This is a genomic window from Streptomyces sp. NPDC046335, assembly GCF_055587985.1.
Window position 1 is genome coordinate 273,249 of the sequence record NZ_JBVJFF010000012.1, and the last position, 19,487, is coordinate 292,735.

At 70.7% G+C, this 19,487-nt stretch carries 12 protein-coding genes; 3 read left to right on the forward strand and 9 right to left on the reverse strand.

Annotation, left to right across the window (positions count from 1 at the left end; translation table 11 throughout):
• Nucleotides 1–83: 83 nt before the first annotated feature.
• On the reverse strand, nucleotides 84–1,337 hold the full coding sequence (locus tag ACZ6JY_RS29425; protein WP_469200556.1) for a LolA family protein: 1,254 nt from the start codon (nucleotides 1,335–1,337) through the stop codon (nucleotides 84–86).
• Between the two features lie 262 nt (nucleotides 1,338–1,599).
• A complete protein-coding gene (locus tag ACZ6JY_RS29430; protein WP_469200558.1) occupies nucleotides 1,600–2,610 on the reverse strand; it encodes a polyprenyl synthetase family protein in 1,011 nt (336 codons plus the stop codon).
• 326 nt (nucleotides 2,611–2,936) lie between these two features.
• On the opposite strand from ACZ6JY_RS29430, the gene ACZ6JY_RS29435 reads away from it, so the two are divergent.
• Both ACZ6JY_RS29435 and ACZ6JY_RS29440 read left to right on the forward strand, forming a co-directional pair.
• On the forward strand, nucleotides 2,937–4,451 hold the full coding sequence (locus ACZ6JY_RS29435) for a peptide MFS transporter (RefSeq protein ID WP_469200560.1): 1,515 nt from the start codon (nucleotides 2,937–2,939) through the stop codon (nucleotides 4,449–4,451).
• Between the two features lie 162 nt (nucleotides 4,452–4,613).
• Complete coding sequence (locus ACZ6JY_RS29440) at nucleotides 4,614–6,608, forward strand: CocE/NonD family hydrolase (RefSeq protein ID WP_469200837.1); 1,995 nt, start codon at nucleotides 4,614–4,616, stop codon at nucleotides 6,606–6,608.
• A 56-nt stretch (nucleotides 6,609–6,664) separates the two neighbouring features.
• On the opposite strand, the gene ACZ6JY_RS29445 is transcribed toward ACZ6JY_RS29440, so the two are convergent.
• The 3 genes from ACZ6JY_RS29445 to ACZ6JY_RS29455 form a co-directional block, all read right to left on the reverse strand.
• A complete protein-coding gene (locus tag ACZ6JY_RS29445) occupies nucleotides 6,665–7,477 on the reverse strand; it encodes an HAD family hydrolase (protein ID WP_469200562.1) in 813 nt (270 codons plus the stop codon).
• 316 nt (nucleotides 7,478–7,793) lie between these two features.
• Nucleotides 7,794–9,005, reverse strand: coding sequence for an FAD-dependent oxidoreductase (locus ACZ6JY_RS29450; protein ID WP_469200564.1), 1,212 nt, complete (start codon nucleotides 9,003–9,005; stop codon nucleotides 7,794–7,796).
• Nucleotides 9,006–9,059: 54 nt separating this feature from the next.
• A complete protein-coding gene (locus tag ACZ6JY_RS29455; RefSeq protein WP_469200566.1) occupies nucleotides 9,060–10,349 on the reverse strand; it encodes a carboxylate--amine ligase in 1,290 nt (429 codons plus the stop codon).
• 199 nt (nucleotides 10,350–10,548) lie between these two features.
• Between ACZ6JY_RS29455 and fahA the strand changes: the two genes are divergently transcribed.
• Nucleotides 10,549–11,865, forward strand: a complete 1,317-nt coding sequence (gene fahA / locus ACZ6JY_RS29460; RefSeq protein ID WP_469200568.1) for a fumarylacetoacetase — start codon at nucleotides 10,549–10,551, stop codon at nucleotides 11,863–11,865.
• Nucleotides 11,866–12,018: 153 nt separating this feature from the next.
• Here fahA and recQ read toward each other — a convergent pair whose 3' ends face one another.
• The 4 genes from recQ to nuoL form a co-directional block, all read right to left on the reverse strand.
• Nucleotides 12,019–14,115: a DNA helicase RecQ gene (gene recQ / locus ACZ6JY_RS29465; protein ID WP_469200839.1), complete on the reverse strand. Its 2,097-nt coding sequence runs from the start codon at nucleotides 14,113–14,115 to the stop codon at nucleotides 12,019–12,021.
• A gap of 189 nt (nucleotides 14,116–14,304) precedes the next feature.
• Nucleotides 14,305–15,954, reverse strand: coding sequence for an NADH-quinone oxidoreductase subunit NuoN (nuoN, locus tag ACZ6JY_RS29470; RefSeq protein WP_469200571.1), 1,650 nt, complete (start codon nucleotides 15,952–15,954; stop codon nucleotides 14,305–14,307).
• Nucleotides 15,951–17,522: an NADH-quinone oxidoreductase subunit M gene (locus ACZ6JY_RS29475; protein ID WP_469200573.1), complete on the reverse strand. Its 1,572-nt coding sequence runs from the start codon at nucleotides 17,520–17,522 to the stop codon at nucleotides 15,951–15,953. The genes nuoN and ACZ6JY_RS29475 overlap by 4 nt, the downstream gene beginning before the upstream one ends.
• Nucleotides 17,523–17,527: 5 nt before the next feature.
• Nucleotides 17,528–19,474, reverse strand: a complete 1,947-nt coding sequence (nuoL, locus tag ACZ6JY_RS29480; protein ID WP_469200575.1) for an NADH-quinone oxidoreductase subunit L — start codon at nucleotides 19,472–19,474, stop codon at nucleotides 17,528–17,530.
• Nucleotides 19,475–19,487: the final 13 nt, after the last annotated feature.

Genomic DNA, 19,487 nt, shown 5'->3' on the forward strand with positions numbered 1-19,487 from the left:
CATCCGTACGCGTGGCCGCCCGAGCGGCGGGCCGTGTGCGCCGGGAGGACCGGCACCGCTGACCCGCCGCTCAGGCTGCGTCCCTAGCGGTTCGCCGCCTTGACCAGCGCGTCCTTCGTGACCGCACCCACATAGACCTTGCCTTCGTCGGTGACGAGGGCGTTGATCAGCCGGGTCGAGAAGACCGTGCCGGAGCCGAACTTGCCGTCGACCCGGTCGCCGAGGGAGTCGAGCAGCTTCTGCGCGTCCGGCGGGACATCGCCCGACCCGGCCGTCGGCATGCCCTGGCCGCCCGGCAGCTTCAGCTCGGCTATGGAGCTCCAGCCCTCGCCGATGACCTTCAGGTCGTTGAGGTCCTGCTCCTTGAACTCCTCGCCGCCCTTGGCCCCGTCCTTGGCTTCGCGGCTCTTCGCCTCGTCGTCGGCCTCGGTGACCTTCGCGCCCTTGGGCGGCGTGAAGTCGAACGTGGAAGCGGACGGCTTGCCGAAGTCGACCTTCGTGAAGCCCGCGTCGACGACGGCCGCGCCACCGGAGGCCGGGGTCAGGGTGAACTTGAGCGGCGTACCCGTCTTGGCGTCCACCGCGACCGTGATCTGACCGACCGTCGACCCCGACTGCTTCGGCTTGATGACCAGTCGGTACGCGTCGCGGCCCGCGACCTGCGCGGTGCCGTCGACCTTGACGGACGTGGTGTCGTCGACGGCCTTCAGCGCCTGGTCGGCGAACTCCTTGGGGGTCGAGGGAAGACCCTCAGGGGCCTTTCCGTCCCGCTTCCCCTCGCCCTTGTGCGCCTTGCCGTCCCGGGCCTGGGAGCCCTTCGCGTGATACGCCTCGTTCGACGCGCTGTCGTACGCCCACATCTCGTCGCCGTTGTGGATCAGGCTGTACTCGGCGGCGTCGCCGAGGACGGACACCTTCTGCTTGTCGGGGCCGTCGGCCGCCACGCGCAGCGTGTGCGTACCGGACGCGAGCTCCATCAGCTTGCCCTTGGGGTCGGCGGCCGAGCCCTCGCCGTCCTCGCCCCGGTCCGCGCCTCCGCCGCCACCGGCGAAGCCGCCCGCCATGCCGCCCAGCGACGGCAGGCCCAGATCTGTGCTGATCTTCACGTTGCCGGAGAGCTGCTGCGTCTCCGAGGCCGCCACCTTCTCGATGAGTTCCTGAGCGGTGATGTCGGGCAGATCCGGGTCGCCCGAGGTGGCGAGCGCCGGGACGAGCCCGATGGTCGCCGCCGCCACCCCCGCCACCGCGACCGGGACCACGTACCGAGCCGCCTTGCGGCGGCCGGCGCGCAGTTCCCCGGTCTCACTGGTGTCCTGTGCCGATTCGTACGGTGCCATTGTGTGCCCTACCTCCGTGGTCGGCGGCGGCCTTCCCTGTACGTGCGTACGTGCCTTCGTCCACCCCGCGCCGCCATTCTCACCCGAATTGGTCAGGAGTGGTGGTCCTTGTCGCAGTCCAGTCGACCAAATCGGCCGAGCAGAAGCGTCAGACCCCGGGGCCAACTCCACGTACTGCTCTGGTATGACACACAGCGGCGGCGCCTCACCCGTCCCGTAGGGGTTGACGCCGCCGCTCTCAGGTCACTCTCGGGGTCGGGCCTCAGCCGGCCCGGTGCACGACCAGGTCGCAGAGCTCCACCAGGGAGGTCTTGGCGTCGCAGGCGGGCAGCGGTGCCAGCGCGGCCCGCGCCTCCTCCGCGTAGCGCACCGTGTCCCTGCGGGCCTGCTCAAGAGCGGGGTGCTCCCGCAGTCTGATGAGGGCCTCGGCATGGCGGGCGTCGTCGGTGAGGTCGGAGGCGAGCAGCTCGCTCAGGGCGATGTCCTCGGGCAGGCCGAGCCGCTCGACGCGCTCGCGCAGCCGCAGGACCGGCAGCGTCGGGATGCCCTCGCGCAGGTCCGTGCCCGGGGTCTTGCCGGACTCGTGGGAGTCGGAGGCGATGTCGAGCACGTCGTCGGCGAGCTGGAAGGCCACGCCGAGCCGCTCGCCGTACTGCGTCAGGACGTCCACGACGGTCTCGTCGGCACCGGACATCATCGCGCCGAACCGGCAGGCCACCGCGACCAGCGAGCCGGTCTTGCCGCCGAGCACGTCGAGGTAGTGGTCGACCGGGTCGCGGCCCTCGGGCGGGCCGGCCGTCTCCAGGATCTGGCCGGTGACGAGCCGTTCGAACGCCTCCGCCTGGATGCGGACGGCCTCCGGGCCGAGGTCGGCCAGGATGTACGAGGCGCGGGCGAAGAGGAAGTCGCCGGTCAGCACGGCCACGGAGTTGTTCCAGCGCTGGTTGGCGCTGTCGACGCCGCGGCGCACGTCCGCCTCGTCCATCACGTCGTCGTGGTAGAGCGTCGCGAGGTGCGTCAGCTCCACGACCACGGCGGACGGCACGAGGCCCGGTGCGTAGGGGTCGCCGAACTGCGAGGCCAGCATCACGAGCAGGGGGCGGAAACGCTTGCCCCCCGCGCGCACGAGGTGCTGGGCAGCCTCGGTGATGAAAGGGACCTCGCTCTTGGTGGCCTCCAGGAGGCCCTCCTCGACAGCCGCCAACCCTGCCTGGACATCGGCTTCGAGAGCCTGGTCCCGCACGCTCAGCCCGAAAGGCCCGACGACGGTCACGAGAGGTTCTCCTGTCTGCTGACGATCACATGGCGAACTCGGTCGATCATTAAAACTCGGTCGATGACACGGTTTGTCGATGTGTCGCTGCCATCACTCAAGTCAGCGTATCCGGTCGCGTTTCGATCACGGCGAGCACCTGCCCGCTCGTCGTCCGTCACCACCCTGCCCACAACCTGGTCCCTTGAGCCCGCACAGGCCCTCTCCGCCTTACGGTGAACCGGGCCGGGCGCCCCCCGATCGGCACCGGTATGTTGCTGATCAGCCCATACGACCGACAGGACCAACCCGCACCCATAGGTGTACAACGACCGGGAGCATCCGCTTTGTCCCGTACCACGGCCGAGCACGAACCGCCCGCGGAGCCGACGGCGGAGCCGCCGCCGGGCGACGACCGTGCCTTCTTCGGGCAGCCGCGCGGCCTGCTCACCCTCTCCGGCCTCGAGGTCTGGGAGCGCTTCTCGTTCCTCGGCATGCAGGCCATCCTGGTGCTCTACTTCGCCGACTCCGTCGCCCACGACGGCATGGGCATGGCCCCCGCCACCGCCGCGTCGGTCTCGGCGGCGTACGGAACGCTCGTCTATCTCGTCTCCGTGGCGGGCGGCTGGCTCGCCGACCGCATCCTCGGCTCGTACCGCGCGGTGCTGTGGGGCGGCGTGCTCATCGCCTGCGGCCACTACGCGATGGCCGTGCCGGCCGCGGGCATGACATGGGCGGGCCTCGGCCTGATCAGCGCGGGCACCGGGCTCCTGAAGCCGAACGTGGCTTCGATGGTCGGCAAGCTCTACCGCACCGAGGACGAGCGGCGTGACGCCGGCTTCGCGCTCTACTACATGGCGATCAACGTGGGCGCCTTCGCGGGCCCGCTGATCACCGGCTGGCTCGGCGACCACAGGGGCTGGCACTGGGGCTTCTCCGCGGCGGCGGTCGGCATGACGTTCGGCCTGATCCAGTACGTGCTCGGCCGGCGCCATCTCGCGGGGCGCAAGGCCTCGGCGGAGTACGCCCTCGAACCGGCCGCGATGCGGCGGGCGATCCTGCTGATCGCCGCCGGCGTCGTCGCCGTCGCGGCCCTCGCCGGGTTCCTCGCCGCCACCGGCCGGCTGACCATGGACGGCTTCGTCGACCTGCTCACCCTCATCTCGGTGATCGCCCCGGTCGTCTACTTCGCGGTCATGTTCCGCAGCCCGCGGGTCACCGGCGAGGAGCGGCGCCGCCTGCGCCCGTACGTCGTGCTCTTCCTCGCGTCGGTCGTCTTCAACTTCATCCTCTTCCAGGCGTACTCGACGATGATGCTGCTCGCCTCGACCAACGCGAGGACCGAGATCCTCGGCTATCACTTCCCCGCGAGCTGGTACGCCTCCGCGCTCGGCGCCTTCGAGGTGGCGCTCGCCCCGGTGGTCGCCACCGTCTGGGCGCGGATGGGCACGCGCCAGCCGCACGCCTCCAACAAGATCGCCTTCGGTGTGATCCTCGGCGGCCTCTCGTTCCTGCTGATGGTCCTGCCGACCGCGGGGCACGGCGGCGACTCGTACAAGATGGCCGCCTGGTGGATCGTCGGCTCGTACCTGCTGCTCGGGCTCGGTGACGTCCTCCTGGAGACGTCGGGCATGTCCGCGACCACGAAGCTCGCGCCGAAGGCGTTCGCCAGCCAGACGATGGCCCTGTGGTTCCTCTCCCTCGCGCTCGCCAACGGCATCCAGGCGCAGGTCGTGAAGGTGTACGGAAAGGTCTCCGACCCCGCCTACTTCGGCGTGAACGGCGGCATAGCCGTGGCCGCGGGCATAGCCGTGATCGCGCTCGCGCCGTGGCTGCGCCGCACGATGCGTCCCGTCCACTAGCGGCCCCTCCCTTTTCCGGCCCCCGGTCCGGCCCCCGGTCCGGCCCTCTGTCCGGCCTTGTCCGGCCCCCTGTTCCGTCGGCTGTCTCCGTCCGCTGAGGACGCTCCCCCCACCCCGTCCGTCCAGGACGTCCCGTCCACCGAGGTTCCTCCCATGACGCACCTGAACATCCGCTCCGAGTTCCCCTACGAGACGACCCACCAGGACATCCGCGTACCCCTCGCCGACGGGACCAAGCTCTACGCGCGCGTGTGGCGCCCGGTCACCGACGAGCCCGTCCCCGTGCTCCTCGAATACCTCCCCTACCGGCTCAGCGACTGGACGGCGCCGCGCGACTGGCAGCGCCACCCCTGGTACGCGGGCCACGGCTACGCCTCCGTACGCGTCGACGTCCGCGGCCACGGCAACAGCGAGGGCCTGCCCACCGACGAGTACTCCGCGCAGGAACTCGCCGACGGCGTCGAGGTGGTGAACTGGCTGGCCGCGCAGGACTGGTCGACGGGCAAGGTCGGCATGTTCGGCATCTCCTGGGGCGGCTTCAACTCCCTCCAGATCGCGGCCCTGGCCCCCGAGCCGCTCAAGGCGATCGTCACGGTCTGCTCCGCGGACGACCGCTATGACAACGACGTGCACTACATGGGTGGTTCCGTCCTCGCGGTGGACATGCACGCATGGGCGGCGACGATGCTCGCCTTCGTCTCGCGCCCGCCGGACCCCCACTACGTGGGCGACGCCTGGCGCGACATGTGGCTGACGCGGCTGGAGGCCGTGGAGCCCTTCATCCACACCTGGCTCGACCACCAGACCCGCGACGACTACTGGCGCCACGGCAGCGTCTGCGAGGACTACTCCGCCATCGGCGCCGCGGTCCTCGCCGTCGGCGGCTGGCACGACCCTTACCGGGACACGGTCCTGCGGCTCGTCGAGCACCTCCCCGACGACCAGGTGCGCGGGCTCATCGGCCCGTGGTCGCACCAGTACCCGGACCGCGGCCTGCCGCCGGGCCCGGCGATCGGCTTCCTCCAGGAGACCCTGCGCTGGTGGGACCACCACCTGAAGGGCCAGGACACCGGCGTCATGGCCGAGCCGAAGCTCCGCTCCTGGATCAGCGGATCCCACCCCCCGGCGACGGTCTACCCGGAGCTGCCCGGCGGCTGGGCCGGCGACCCCGCCTGGCCTTCCCCGAACGTCATCCCCACCGCGTACGCACTCCAGGGCGCCCCGCAGATCGTCGCCTCGCCCCAGCACACGGGCCTGGACGCGGGGCGTTTCTTCCCCTTCGGCAATGACGCCGACCTGCCGCCGGACCAGCGCGACGAGGACGCGAAGTCGGCGTGCTTCGAGTTCGAGGTCCCCGCGGAGGTACGAGTCCTCGGGCGGCCCAGGGTGACGCTGCGGCTGCGGATGGACGTGCCGTCGGGGCAGGCGGTCGCCCGCCTCTGCGACGTCGCGCCCGACGGCTCGTCCACGCTGGTCACCCGGGGTGTGCTGAACCTCTCCGCCCGCCACGGCAGGGACCGCGCGGAGCCCTGGCCGCCCGGCGCCACGGAGGACGTGACCTTCGAACTCAACGGCATCGGCCACACCTTCCCGCCCGGCCACCGCATCCGCCTGGCGGTCTCCTCCGCGTACTGGCCCTGGATCTGGCCGCAGCCGGACTCCGCGGCGGGCTTCACGCTCGACCCGGCGGGCAGCTCCCTCGAACTCCCGGTCCGCACCGGCGACCTGGACCCGTCGATCACCTTCGAGGCCCCTGAGCAGTCGGAACCGCTCGGCGTGGTCTCCCCCGCCACGCTCGACGAGGAGCGCCCCGAACGCCTGGTCGTACGCGATGTCGCCAAGGGCGAGTGGAACCTCTCCGTCGACCCGCGCTACGGCGGCACGCGCGTGTACCCCGACGGCCTCGAATTCACCGAGGAGGCACAGGAGTCGTACACGATCAACGAGTCGGACCCCCTCACGGCCCGCACCCGCTCGGACTGGACGATCCGCCTGCACCGCCCCGAACTCGCCTGGGACACGACGATCGAGACGCACTCGGAGATCAGGTGCGAGGCGTCGGACTTCCTCACGTGGAACGAGGTGATCTGCCGGGAGGGCGCGGAGGTCGTCTTCCACCGGACATGGGAGCGACGGATCGCGCGCACCGCGGGGTAGGGGGTGGTGGTTCCGGGCGAGGTCAGGGCGGGGTCAGGGCCTGGCCAGGTCCGAGGTCAGGGCCTGGCCAGCAGCCGCTCCAGGACCACCGCGATCCCGTCGTCCTCATTGGACGGGGCCAACTCGTCTGCCACCGCCTGGAGTTCCGCGTGGGCGTTGGCCATGGCGACGCCGTGCGCCGCCCACAGGAACATGGGGATGTCGTTGGGCATGTCGCCGAAGGCGATCGTGTCCGCTGCCGTCAGGCCGAGCCGTTCGGCGGCCAGCGCGAGACCGGTCGCCTTGGTCACCCCGCACGGCTGGAGCTCCACCGTGCCGGGCCCGGACATCGTCACCGTCGCGAGTGATTCCACCGCGTCCCGCGCCACCGCCGCCAACTCGTCGTCGGCAAGGCGGGGATGGCGCAGCAGCACCTTGCTGATGGGCGCCTCCCAGAGCACGTCACGGCAGGGCACGCGCACCGCGGGGAGCGTGGGGTGCGGCATCTCGTACCCCGGCTCGATGAGCGTGAGGCCGTCCACGCCGTCCTGGTCCACGGCCGCGGCGACCTGCCCGACCTCCGCCTCGATCTTGCCGAGCGCGACCTCGGCGAGCCCGCGGTCGAGGGTCACCGACCACTCCATGCGGTGCGCCCCGGCGTCGTAGAGCTGCGCCCCCTGCCCGCAGACGGCGAGGCCGTCATACCCCAGGTCGTCGAAGAGAGGCCGCACTCTGGGCGCGGGCCGCCCCGTCACGACGAGATGCCGCGCACCCGCCCCGCCCACGGCGGCCAACGCCCGCCGCGACCGTTCCGAGACCGTGTCGTCGCCGCGCAGCAGCGTCCCGTCCAGGTCAGTGGCGATGAGTGCATATGCGAGGGCAGCGGACATGATCCAGAGAATACGGATCCTGAGCCACACCGGAAGCGGCTTGACAAGGCCGGTACGGAGTGGGGTGCGACGGGGCCGGCAGCGGTTCACCAGAACGTGGAGCACCGTGCTCCGTGCACGGGGCGCACACAGAGCCACTTTCCAGTCCCCGCACGGGGCATACACCGGGCCACTTCCCAGTCCCCGCAAGGGCGTACGCCAGGCCACTTCCCAGTCCCCGCACGAGGCGTACACCGGTCGCGCGCTCGGCCACCAACCCGCGGCGCGGGCGCCCCGAACCGCTCACCACCCCCGCGCCGCCCCGGAGTTCAGCACCTCACCCGTACGCCGCCGCCAAGTGCCCCGCCAGCCGCGGCGACGCGAACTCCGTGCCGCACACGAACCGCATCACCGGCCCGTACGACGACCCGCCCAGCATGCCGGTGAAGTACAGGCCGGGTATGGACGACGCATAACCGGTGCCCAGCTTCGGGGTGCCGCGGCTCGCGGCGAAGTGGGCACGGAGGCCGTGGCCGAGGAAGTCCATCGCGGCGAGGTCGACGCGGTAGCCCGTGGCGGCGATGACGTGGTCGGCGGCGAGCTCCTCCACGCGGCCGCCCAGCGTCTCGACCGTCAGGACGGGCTGCCCCTCGCGCACCCGGGAGCGCATGACGCGGGTCACCTCACGCGTCGTGACCACGCCCTCGTATCGCTCCCGGAGCCACCACGCGCCGAGCGGACCGAGGACGCGCCGGACCAGGAAGTGCCGCGCGAGGGGCGGCAGATGGCGGTACGGATCGGCTTGGTAGGTGATCGCGTAAAGGGACCAGGCCCGGCCGAACGGTGACGCCGGGCGGAACTTCGGCTGCCGCCACGGCGGTTCGCCGAAGGCCACCGAGCCCTTGCCGCGCGCCACCACCCGCACCCGCGCCCCGGCCTCCGCGGCGAGCACGGCCGTCTCCAGAGCGGACTGCCCGGCGCCCACCACGATGACGTCGCGCCCGGCGAAGCGGGACAGGTCGTGGTGCTGTGAGCTGTGCGACACCGCGGCCGAGGGGTCGGCCCCTTCAGGGACCGCTTCGGCCAGCTCGCGGGGCAGCCGCGAGAGGCCGGACAGGCCGGTGGCGACGACGACCGCGCGGGCCGCGAGCTGCTCCCCGGAGTCCAGCTTCAGGTCGAAGCCGGCCGCGCCACCCTGCCCGCGCCGCTCGACGGAGACGACGCGCACCTGCTCCACGTCCGGCACGAGCCGCCTCCGGAACCAGTCCCCGTACGCGACGAACGTCTCGATGGGGACGATGTCCTCGTCCGTGACCAGTCGTCGTATGCCCGCCGCGTCGCAGTAGTCGACGAGGTCGTGACCGGGCTGCGGCGCGTCGATGTTCGACGCCACGGGGGTCGATTTCAGCAGCATCCCCTGGGGCATGTGCCTGCGCCAGCTCACCATCGGCTCGCCGAACACCCGCACCGGGATGCCGCGCGCCCGCAGATGGGCGGCGGTGGACAGGCCGTAAGGCCCGGCTCCGATGACTGCTACTGGTTCGATCACGAAGTCCCTCCCCAGGACGTCACGCCATGCCCTCTCCTGTGCGAGGCCACGGGCCTACTTCGCGGTGGTGCTGGTGATGCCTCTGGCGCTGCCGTGCCGCCGGCCGCGCCAGAGCTGGTACAGATGCCTCATCCCTGGCCGCACGAACCACGCGAGCATCGTGAGGAACGGCTTCAGGTCGTCCCTCGCGAGCCACGCCAGTTCCGTGCCGCTCGCGCGGGCGGGGACGTGCGGCGTCGTGTACCCGCTGCGGCGGTAGGCGAGGAGAGCGGGCAGGTCGATGTTCTCCACGACATAGCGGTGACCCGCGCGCTGTTCTCCGGCAGGGACGGCGCGCCCTGTCAGATCGAGGTGCATCGCGCGGACGACGTCGACCCCCGCCTCACTCTCGAAGAGGCGGAACTGGGCGCCCATCCGGGGGTTGAAGTCGAGCAGTTTGTACTGACCGTCGCGCCGGTCGAAGCGCAGGTCGAGGTCGATGATTCCGGTGTAGCCGATCTGCTGGATAAAACGTGCGACGACGTCCGCGAGTTCCGGGTTGTCGACGACGTACGCGTTCGCCGTCATGCCCGCGTGCGGCGGCCAGGAGCGGACCTTGACGCCGGTGAACAGCGCGCGTGGCGAGGAGTCCGGGCCGAAGTACGCGTGCACGATCCAGTCCTCGGCCTGCTCCCGGGGCAGGTACTCCTGGAGGATCACGCCCGGCCGCTCACCCCACCCCGCGGCGAGCGCGAGCAGCTCCCGGGGCGTCTCTATGCGCGTGGTGCCATGCACCGCCGGGCTCCTCCGCCGAGTGAACGCCTCGCGGTTTTTGGCCACCACGGGGAAGCACGCCGTGGCCGCGAACTCCGTTATGTCCGCCGCGTTCTCGGGGAAGGCCGCGCCGGGCGAGGCGACGCCGTGCCGCACGCACAGCTCGTGCAGACCCTGCTTGCTGGCGAGCCGCCGGGGCAGTTCCGCTTGCCCGCGCGGGAAGAGGAAACCGCCGAACCCGGTCCGCTCCCCGGAGAGCTCGTCCTGGTGCTCGGCGATGAGGACGGCGGCTTCCTCGTCGGTGGGGATGAGGACGGTCGGCACGCCGATCCGCCGCCCGACCCGCAGCAGCCCCGCCACGAGGCGTTCCGGCTCTTCAGTGCCCGTGGTCGGCCAGGGGAAGGCGCGCGTCAGATGCCGGGAGGCGGCGGCGGGCGTCCAGCGGTCCTCCGTGATCGCGTACATCGGTACGCCGAGCCGCCCCAGGGTGCGGATCGCGCCCACTCCGCCGTGGTGCAGGGGGTAGTCACCGAACTTGACCACAAGACCCGGAACGTTCCGGTCCGGCGTGAACGGCACACTGCTGCTCATCCTGGCCACGAGTCCCCCCACGCGTATGCCGCGACCGACCCGGACCACGCTGCCCGCGTCCCCCACAGGACGGTAGTCCCGGAATTGAACAGTCCGACAAGACCTATTCGGACATTACGAACTCTTTAGGCACTGCCGAAACAGGGGGCCTCACACGTAACGTGTGGCACACCCCTTAACGAAAGTGAGGCAGGTACGCATGTCCGAGCAGACCCCGCTCGACCCGGCCGCCGGCAACTCCTCCGGCTCCCTCCCAGGCGACTCCTCCGACCTGCCCGAGGGAGACCCCTTCGGCCTGCCCGAGGGCGACCCCTTCGGGCCGCACAACCTTCCCTACGGCGTGTTCTCCCTGGCCGGGGAGCGGGACGACCAGCGCAGGGTCGGAGTACGGCTCGGCTCGTACGTCCTGGACGCGGGCGCCGCGGCCGCCGCGCTCGGCTCCCCCTATGTCTCGCTCCTCGCGCGCCCGACGCTGAACCCGCTGCTCGCCGCGGGCCGCATCGCCTGGTCCGACGTGCGGCGCGCCCTGACCGCGTGGGTGACCGTCCCGTCCCATCGCGAGGCCGTGCGGCCCCTGCTGCACCCCCTCTCGGAAGCGACCCTGCACCTGCCGTTCGAGGTCGCGGACTACGTCGACTTCTACGCGTCCGAGCACCACGCGACCCACCTGGGCAAGATCTTCCGCCCTGACTCACCGACCCCGCTGACACCCAACTGGAAGCACCTGCCCATCGGTTACCACGGCCGGTCCGGCACCGTCGTGGTCTCCGGGACAGACGTGGTGCGCCCGACGGGCCAGCGCAAGGCGCCCGCCGACACGGCCCCCGTCTTCGGCCCCTCGGTCCGCCTCGACATCGAGGCCGAGGTCGGCTTCGTGGTCGGCACCCCCTCGACGCAGGGAACGCCCGTCCCCCTGGCCGACTTCCGCGAGCACGTCTTCGGGCTCACGCTGCTCAACGACTGGTCGGCGCGCGACATCCAGGCCTGGGAGTACGTGCCCCTCGGCCCGTTCCTCGGCAAGTCCTTCGCCACGTCGGTGTCGGCCTGGATCACCCCGCTGGAGGCCCTGGACGCGGCCCGGGTCGCGCCCCCGGAGCGCACGCACCAGCTCCTGCCCTACCTCGACGACTCGGCGGAGTCCGCCGCGGACGAACCCGGCGGCTACGACCTCCGCATGACGGTCACCCTCAACGGCCACGTCATCTCCGAGCCGCCCTTCTCCACGGTGTACTGGACGGCCGCGCAGCAGCTGGCCCACATGACGGTCAACGGCGCCTCCCTGCGCACCGGCGACCTCTACGGATCGGGCACGGTCAGCGGCCCGCACGCCGGCCAGTACGGCTCCCTGATCGAGATCACCTGGAACGGCCGCGACCCCCTCGAACTCCCCGACGGCAAGCGCACCTTCCTGGAAGACGGCGACGAGGTAACCCTCTCGGCCTGGGCCCCCGGCGCAGGCGGCACAAGGATCGGCCTCGGCGAGGTGACAGGCCGGATCACGGCGGCGGTGCGATGAGGGGATAGGCCGGACGGGCTGCGGTGCGGCGCGCGCGGCCGCGCCCGCGGCCAAGCTGATGCGTTGCGGGAAAGTTCCGCTCACGACGCCCGAACAGCGGCGTGTCGCGGGACTTTTCCGCAGCGCCCCCCGAAGCAACCCGCCCCGGCCCCCCTACCAGTCCGGCTCCTCCAGATCCGTCTCCCAGTCCAGCCCCCCGTCACCGGCAGCCGCAGCACCGGCAGCCACACTCGCCCCCGTGTCCACCCGGCCCTCCGCAGCCACCCCGGCCGCCCCGGCCACCTGCGAAGCGTTGGCATCGGCCTTGTCGGCCGTGGCCGAAGCACTCCCGCTCCCCGGTCCCCCGCCCGCGCCCTCGCCCGCCGCGAGCTCAGTCACGACACCGACCACGCCCTCCCCGTACGTGGCCCGCTTCTTCTCGCCCACCCCGCTGATGCCCGCCAGGTCCCCCACGGACGTGGGCCGCAGCGTGGCGATCTCGCGGAGCGTGGCGTCGTGGAAGATGACGTACGCGGGGACGCCCTGCTCCTTGGCCTGGGCGGCGCGCCAGGCGCGGAGTGCCTCGAAGACCGGCACCGCCTCCTGGGGCAGCTCCGCGACCGCTGCCGCCGACTTCGCCTTGCGCTCGCCCTTGGCGGCCCGCGCCGCCGGAGCCCGCTTCGGCTCCTTGCGCAGCCGCACCTCGCGCTCCCGTCCGAGGACGGTGCCGCTCTCCTCGGTGAGCACCAGCGTGCCGTACTCCCCCTCGACCGCGATCAGCCCCTGCGCGAGCAGCTGCCGCACGACGCCACGCCACTCGGCCTCCGCCAGCTCCTCGCCGATCCCGAAGACGGAGAGCTGGTCGTGGTCGAACTGGATGACCTTCGCGGTCTTCTTGCCCATCAGGATGTCGATGATCTGGCCCGCGCCGAACTTCTGGCCGCGCTCCCGCTGAAGGCGCACCACCGTGGACAGCACCTTCTGCGCGGCGACCGTGCCGTCCCAGGTCTCGGGCGGGGTGAGGCACGTGTCGCAGTTGCCGCAGCGCTCCGCCCCGGCCTCCTGGCCGAAGTAGGTCAGGAGCTGGGCCCTGCGGCACTGGGCGGTCTCGCAGAGCGCCAGCATCGAGTCCAGGTGGGACGCGGCCCTGCGCCGGAACGCCTCGTCGCCCTCGCTGCCCTGGATCAGCTTGCGCTGCTGGACGACGTCCTGAAGGCCGTAAGCCATCCAGGCCGTGGAGGGCAGGCCGTCACGGCCCGCGCGGCCCGTCTCCTGGTAGTACCCCTCGACCGACTTGGGCAGGTCGAGGTGGGCGACGAAGCGGACGTCCGGCTTGTCGATGCCCATGCCGAAGGCGATCGTGGCGCAGACGATGAGGCCCTCCTCCCGCAGGAAGCGGGACTGGTGGGCCGCGCGCGTGCCGCCGTCCAGGCCCGCGTGGTACGGCACCGCCTCGATGCCGTTCCGGCAGAGGAACTCGGCGGTCTTCTCGACCGAGTTCCGCGAGAGGCAGTAGACGATGCCCGCGTCGCCCGCGTGCTCCTCCTTCAGGAAGGACAGGAGCTGCTTCTTCGGCTCGGCCTTCGGCACGATGCGGTACTGGATGTTGGGCCGGTCGAAGCTCGCCACGAAGTGCCGGGCGTCCGGCATGCCGAGCCGCTGCGTGATCTCCCGGTGCGTGGCATGCGTGGCCGTCGCCGTCAGGGCGATCCTCGGCACGTCGGGCCAGCGCTGCCCGAGCACGGAGAGCGCCAGGTAGTCCGGCCGGAAGTCGTGGCCCCACTGCGCCACGCAGTGCGCCTCGTCGATGGCGAAGACGGAGATCTTGCCGCGGGACAGGAGGTCCAGCGTGGCGTCGAGGCGCAGCCGCTCCGGTGCGAGGTAGAGCACGTCGAGCTCCCCCGCGAGGAACTCCGCCTCCATCACGCGCCGCTCGTCGAAGTCCTGCGTGGAGTTGATGAAGCCGGCCCGCACGCCGAGCGCCCGCAACGCGTCCACCTGGTCCTGCATGAGGGCGATGAGCGGGGAGACCACGACGCCCGTGCCGGGGCGGACCAGGGCCGGGATCTGGTAGCAGAGGGACTTTCCGCCGCCGGTGGGCATGAGGACGACGGCGTCACCGCCGGCCACCACGTGATCTATGACCGCTTCCTGCTCACCGCGGAACGCGTCGTACCCGAAGACCCGGTGGAGTGTGCGCAGTGCGTCGCTCTCCGTCACGGTGCCGGTCGCCGCGCCCGGCACCGCTGAAGGCGCCGTCACCTCGCTCATGTCCTTGGTCCCATCCATCGCGCTGTCCCCCGCCGTACGTCCTGCCTCGGTCGGTGCTTCGGTCACTGCCTCGACCACTGCCCCCACGATAGGGCTCCGCACCGACAGCCCGATGAGTTATCCACAGGCCGCCGCCCGGCACCCCAGTGATCCGGGTGCCGGGCGGCGACAGGTGTGTGAGGAAAACGACTACCGGACGAAGACTCCCGCCTGGCTCGCGAGGTCCAGGAAGTACTGCGGGGCCACGCCGAGCACCAGCGTCACCGCCACGCCCATGCCGATCGCCGTCATCGTCAGCGGCGAGGGAACGGCCACCGTGGGGCCGTCCGCCTTCGGCTCGCTGAAGAACATCAGCACGATCACACGGATGTAGAAGAACGCGGCGATCGCCGACGACAGCACACCGATGACGACCAGCGCGCCGGCGCCGCCGTCCGCCGCCGCCTTGAACACCGCGAACTTCCCCGTGAACCCGGAGGTCAGCGGGATACCGGCGAAGGCGAGCAGGAAGACCGCGAAGACCGCCGCGACCAGCGGGGATCTCCGGCCGAGCCCAGCCCACTTCGACAGGTGTGTGGCCTCCCCGCCCGCGTCCCGCACCAGCGTGACGACGGCGAAGGCGCCGATCGTCACGAAGGAGTAGGCAGCGAGGTAGAAGAGGACGGAGGAGACGCCGTCCTGGGTGGTGGCGATGACACCGGCGAGGATGAACCCGGCGTGCGCGATGGACGAGTACGCCAGGAGCCGCTTGATGTCGGTCTGGGTGATCGCGACGATCGCGCCGCCCAGCATCGTGATGATCGCGATGCCCCACATGACCGGTCGCCAGTCCCAGCGCAGCCCCGGCAGGACCACGTAGAGGAGCCGCAGGAGGGCGCCGAACGCGGCCACCTTCGTCGCCGCGGCCATGAAGCCGGTGACCGGTGTCGGAGCGCCCTGGTAGACGTCCGGGGTCCACATGTGGAACGGCACCGCGCCCACCTTGAAGAGCAGCCCCATCACCACCATCGCGACGCCGATGAGGAGCAGCGCGTCATTGCCCATGGTGTCGGCGAGCGCCGGGTCGACGGTCTTGACGTTGCCCTCGACGACGTTCGCGATCGTCGCGTACGAGACCGAGCCCGCGTACCCGTACAGGAGGGCGATGCCGAAGAGCGTGAACGCGGAGGCGAACGCGCCGAGCAGGAAGTACTTGACGGCGGCTTCCTGCGACATCAGGCGCTTGCGGCGGGCGAGCGCGCAGAGCAGGTACAGCGGCAGGGAGAAGACTTCCAGCGCGATGAAGAGCGTCAGGAGGTCGTTGGCCGCCGGGAAGACGAGCATGCCGCCGATGGCGAAGAGCGCGAGCGGGAACACCTCGGTGGTGGTGAAACCGGCCTTGGTGGCGGCCTTCTCGCTCTCGCTGCCCGGCACGGAGCCGGCCTGTGCCGCGAACGAGTCGACGCGGTTTCCGTGCGCCTCGGGGTCCAGGCGCCGCTCGGCGAAGGTGAAGATCGCGACGAGTCCGGTGAGCAGGATCGTGCCCTGGAGGAAGAGGGCCGGTCCGTCGACCGCGATCGCGCCCATCGCCGCGATGTGCGCCTTCGTCGTGCCGAATCCGCGGGCCGCCAGCCCGATCACCGCGGCGAAGGCCGCGGTGAGGGCGACCACGGACACGAACAGCTGTACGTGGTAACGGGACTTGCGCGGGACGAAGGCTTCGATGAGCACTCCGATGACGGCCGCGCCGATGACGATCAACATCGGCGAGAGCTGCCCGTACTCGATCTTGGGCGCGTCGATCTTGTCGATCGGATCGGCGGCCATTGTCCACAGGCTGTGGACGGCTGATGCGCTCACTTGGCCGCCTCCACCTCGGGCTTGGGGTCCTTCTTCTGTACGTCGGACATCGTGTGCTTGACCGCCGGGTTCACCAGGTCGGTGAGCGGCTTCGGGTAGACCCCGAGGCCGATCAGGAGCGCGATCAGCGGGGTGATGACGACCAGCTCACGCACCCGCAGGTCGGGCATGGCCGAGACCTCCGGCTTCACGGGGCCCGTCATCGTCCGCTGGTAGAGGACGAGGGTGTAGAGCGCCGCCAGCACGATGCCGACCGTCGCGATGATCCCCACCACCGGATAGCGCGCGAAGGCGCCGACCAGGACGAGGAACTCGCTCACGAAGGGCGCCAGACCCGGCAGCGACAGCGTGGCCAGGCCGCCGATCAGGAAGGTGCCCGCGAGCACCGGGGCGACCTTCTGCACTCCTCCGTAGTCGGCGATCAGACGCGAGCCGCGCCGCGAGATCAGGAAGCCGGCCACCAGCATCAGCGCGGCGGTCGAGATGCCGTGGTTGACCATGTACAGCGTCGCGCCGGACTGGCCCTGTGAGGTCATCACGAAGATGCCGAGGACGATGAAGCCGAAGTGCGAGATCGACGCGTACGCGATCAGGCGCTTGATGTCGCGCTGGCCGACGGCGAGCAGCGCGCCGTAGATGATGCTGACCAGGGCGAGTACGAGGATGACCGGCGTCGCCCACTCGCTCGCCTCGGGGAAGAGCCCGAGGCAGAAGCGCAGCATCGCGAAGGTGCCGACCTTGTCGACCACCGCGGTGATCAGGACGGCGACCGGGGCCGTGGACTCACCCATCGCGTTCGGCAGCCAGGTGTGCAGCGGCCACAGCGGCGCCTTCACCGCGAAGGCGAAGAAGAAGCCGAGGAAGAGCAGCCGCTCGGTGTTGGTCGCCATGTCGAGCGAGCCGTTGGCCCGCGCCTCGGCGATCTCCTGGAGCGAGAAGTTTCCGGCGACTACGTAGAGACCGATCACCGCGGCCAGCATGATGAGGCCGCCGACCAGGTTGTAGAGCAGGAACTTCACGGCCGCGTACGAGCGCTGCGCCGAGGCGTTCTCGTCGCTGCCCGCGTGGGCGCGGTCCCCGAAGCCGCCGATGAGGAAGTACATCGGGATGAGCATGGCTTCGAAGAAGACGTAGAAGAGGAAGACGTCGGTGGCCTCGAAGGACATGATCACCATCGCCTCGACGGCCAGGATCAGGGCGAAGAAGCCCTGGGTCGGCCGCCAGCGCGACGATGTGGTCCCCAGGGGATCGGCGTCGTGCCAGCCCGCCAGGATGATGAAGGGGATCAGCAGGGCCGTGAGCGCGATGAGGGCGACACCGATGCCGTCGACCCCCAGTTCGTACCGCACGCCGAACTCCGCGATCCAGGAACGCGATTCGGTCAGTTGATAGCGGTCGCCGTCCGGATCGAACCGCACCAGCACGGTCACGGCGAGCGCGAACGTCGCGAGCGAGACGAGCAGCGCGAGCCACTTGGCGGCGGACCGCCGGGCGGCCGGAACGGCTGCCGTGACGATCGCGCCGACCGCGGGCAGGGCCGCCGTCGCTGTCAGCAGAGGAAAGGACATCGGTATCAGACCGCCCTCATCAGCAGGGTCGCGGCGATGAGTACCGCAGCGCCGCCGAACATCGAGACCGCGTAGGAGCGGGCATAGCCGTTCTGCAGTTTGCGCAGCCGCCCGGAGAGGCCGCCCATCGAGGCCGCCGTGCCGTTGACGACTCCGTCGACCAGGGAGTGGTCGACGTAGACCAGGGACCGTGTGAGGTGTTCGCCGCCGCGCACCAGGACGACGTGGTTGAAGTCATCCTGGAGGAGGTCGCGGCGGGCGGCCCGGGTGAGCAGCGAGCCGCGCGGGGCGGTGACCGGGACGGGCCTGCGTCCGTACTGCACGTAGGCCAGGGCGACGCCGATGACGAGGACCACCATGGTGGCGCCCGTGACCGTGGCGGCGCTGAGCGGCGAGTCGCCGTGGTCGTGGTGGGTGACCGGCTCCAGCCAGTGCGTGAACCGGTCGCCGATGCTGAAGAAGCCGCCCGCGAAGACCGATCCGAAGGCGAGCACGATCATCGGGATCGTCATGGACTTCGGGGACTCGTGCGGGTGCGGTTCGTCGTGCGCGCCCTCGGTCTGCGCCGCGGGCTCCGCGCTCGGCTGGTCCGGGGACGCCGTCGCGCGGTGGCGCCAGCGCTCCTCCCCGAAGAAGGTCATGATCATCACGCGTGTCATGTAGTACGCGGTGATGGCCGCGCCCAGGAGCGCCACCGAGCCGAGGATCCAGCCCTCCGTGCCGCCCTTGGCGAACGCCGCCTCGATGATCTTGTCCTTGGAGAAGAAGCCGGAGAGGCCGGGGAATCCGATGATGGCCAGATAGCCGAGCCCGAAGGTCACGAAGGTGACCGGCATGTACTTCCGGAGGCCGCCGTACTTGCGCATGTCGACCTCGTCGTTCATGCCGTGCATGACCGAACCGGCGCCGAGGAAGAGCCCGGCCTTGAAGAAGCCGTGCGTCACCAGGTGCATGATCGCGAAGACGTAGCCGATGGGGCCCAGGCCGGCGGCCAGGATCATGTAGCCGATCTGGGACATCGTCGAACCGGCCAGGGCCTTCTTGATGTCGTCCTTCGCGCAACCGACGATCGCACCGAAGAGGAGCGTGACCGCTCCGACGATCGTGACGACGAGCTGGGCGTCCGGCGCGCCGTTGAAGATCGCTCCGGAGCGGACGATCAAGTAGACGCCCGCGGTCACCATCGTCGCGGCGTGGATCAGGGCCGAGACCGGGGTCGGGCCCTCCATCGCGTCGCCGAGCCAGGACTGGAGCGGCACCTGGGCGGACTTGCCGCACGCGGCGAGCAGCAGCATCAGGCCGATGGCGGTCAGCTTGCCCTCCGACGTCTCACCCGTGGCCTCCAGGACCGGCCCGAAGGCGAACGTCCCGAACGTGGTGAACATCAGCATGATCGCGATCGAAAGACCCATGTCGCCGACCCGGTTGACCAGGAAGGCCTTCTTCGCGGCGGTGGCCGCGCTGGGCTTGTGCTGCCAGAAGCCGATCAGGAGGTACGAGGCGAGGCCGACGCCCTCCCAGCCGACGTAGAGCAGCAGGTAGTTGTCGGCGAGCACCAGGAGGAGCATCGCCGCGAGGAAGAGGTTCAGGTAGCCGAAGAAGCGGCGGCGCCGCTCGTCGTGCTCCATGTACCCGATCGAGTAGACGTGGATCAGGGTGCCGACGCCGGAGATGAGCAGGACGAACGTCATCGACAGCTGGTCGAGCTGGAAGGCGACGTCCGCCTGGAAGCCCTCGACGGGGATCCAGCTGAACAGGTGCTGCGACAGCGTGCGCTCCTCGGCGCCCTTGCCCAGCATGTCGGTGAACAGCACGGCGGCGATGACGAAGGAGGCGGCCGCGAGCAGCGTGCCGAGCCAGTGGCCCACGCGGTCCAACGCCCGCCCACCGCACAGCAGTACGGCCGCTCCGAGCAGTGGCGCCGCGACGAGCAGCGCAATCAGGTTCTCCACTTTGAGCGACCCC

Bases quoted from the DNA above. Each gene is read 5' to 3' on its own strand.
- ACZ6JY_RS29425 (WP_469200556.1), bottom strand. From the start codon at position 1,337: ATGGCACCGTACGAATCGGCACAGGACACCAGTGAGACCGGGGAACTG.
- ACZ6JY_RS29445 (WP_469200562.1), bottom strand. From the start codon at position 7,477: ATGTCCGCTGCCCTCGCATATGCACTCATCGCCACTGACCTGGACGGG.
- ACZ6JY_RS29455 (WP_469200566.1), bottom strand. From the start codon at position 10,349: ATGAGCAGCAGTGTGCCGTTCACGCCGGACCGGAACGTTCCGGGTCTT.
- fahA (WP_469200568.1), top strand. From the start codon at position 10,549: ATGTCCGAGCAGACCCCGCTCGACCCGGCCGCCGGCAACTCCTCCGGC.
- recQ (WP_469200839.1), bottom strand. From the start codon at position 14,115: ATGAGCGAGGTGACGGCGCCTTCAGCGGTGCCGGGCGCGGCGACCGGC.
- ACZ6JY_RS29475 (WP_469200573.1), bottom strand. From the start codon at position 17,522: ATGTCCTTTCCTCTGCTGACAGCGACGGCGGCCCTGCCCGCGGTCGGC.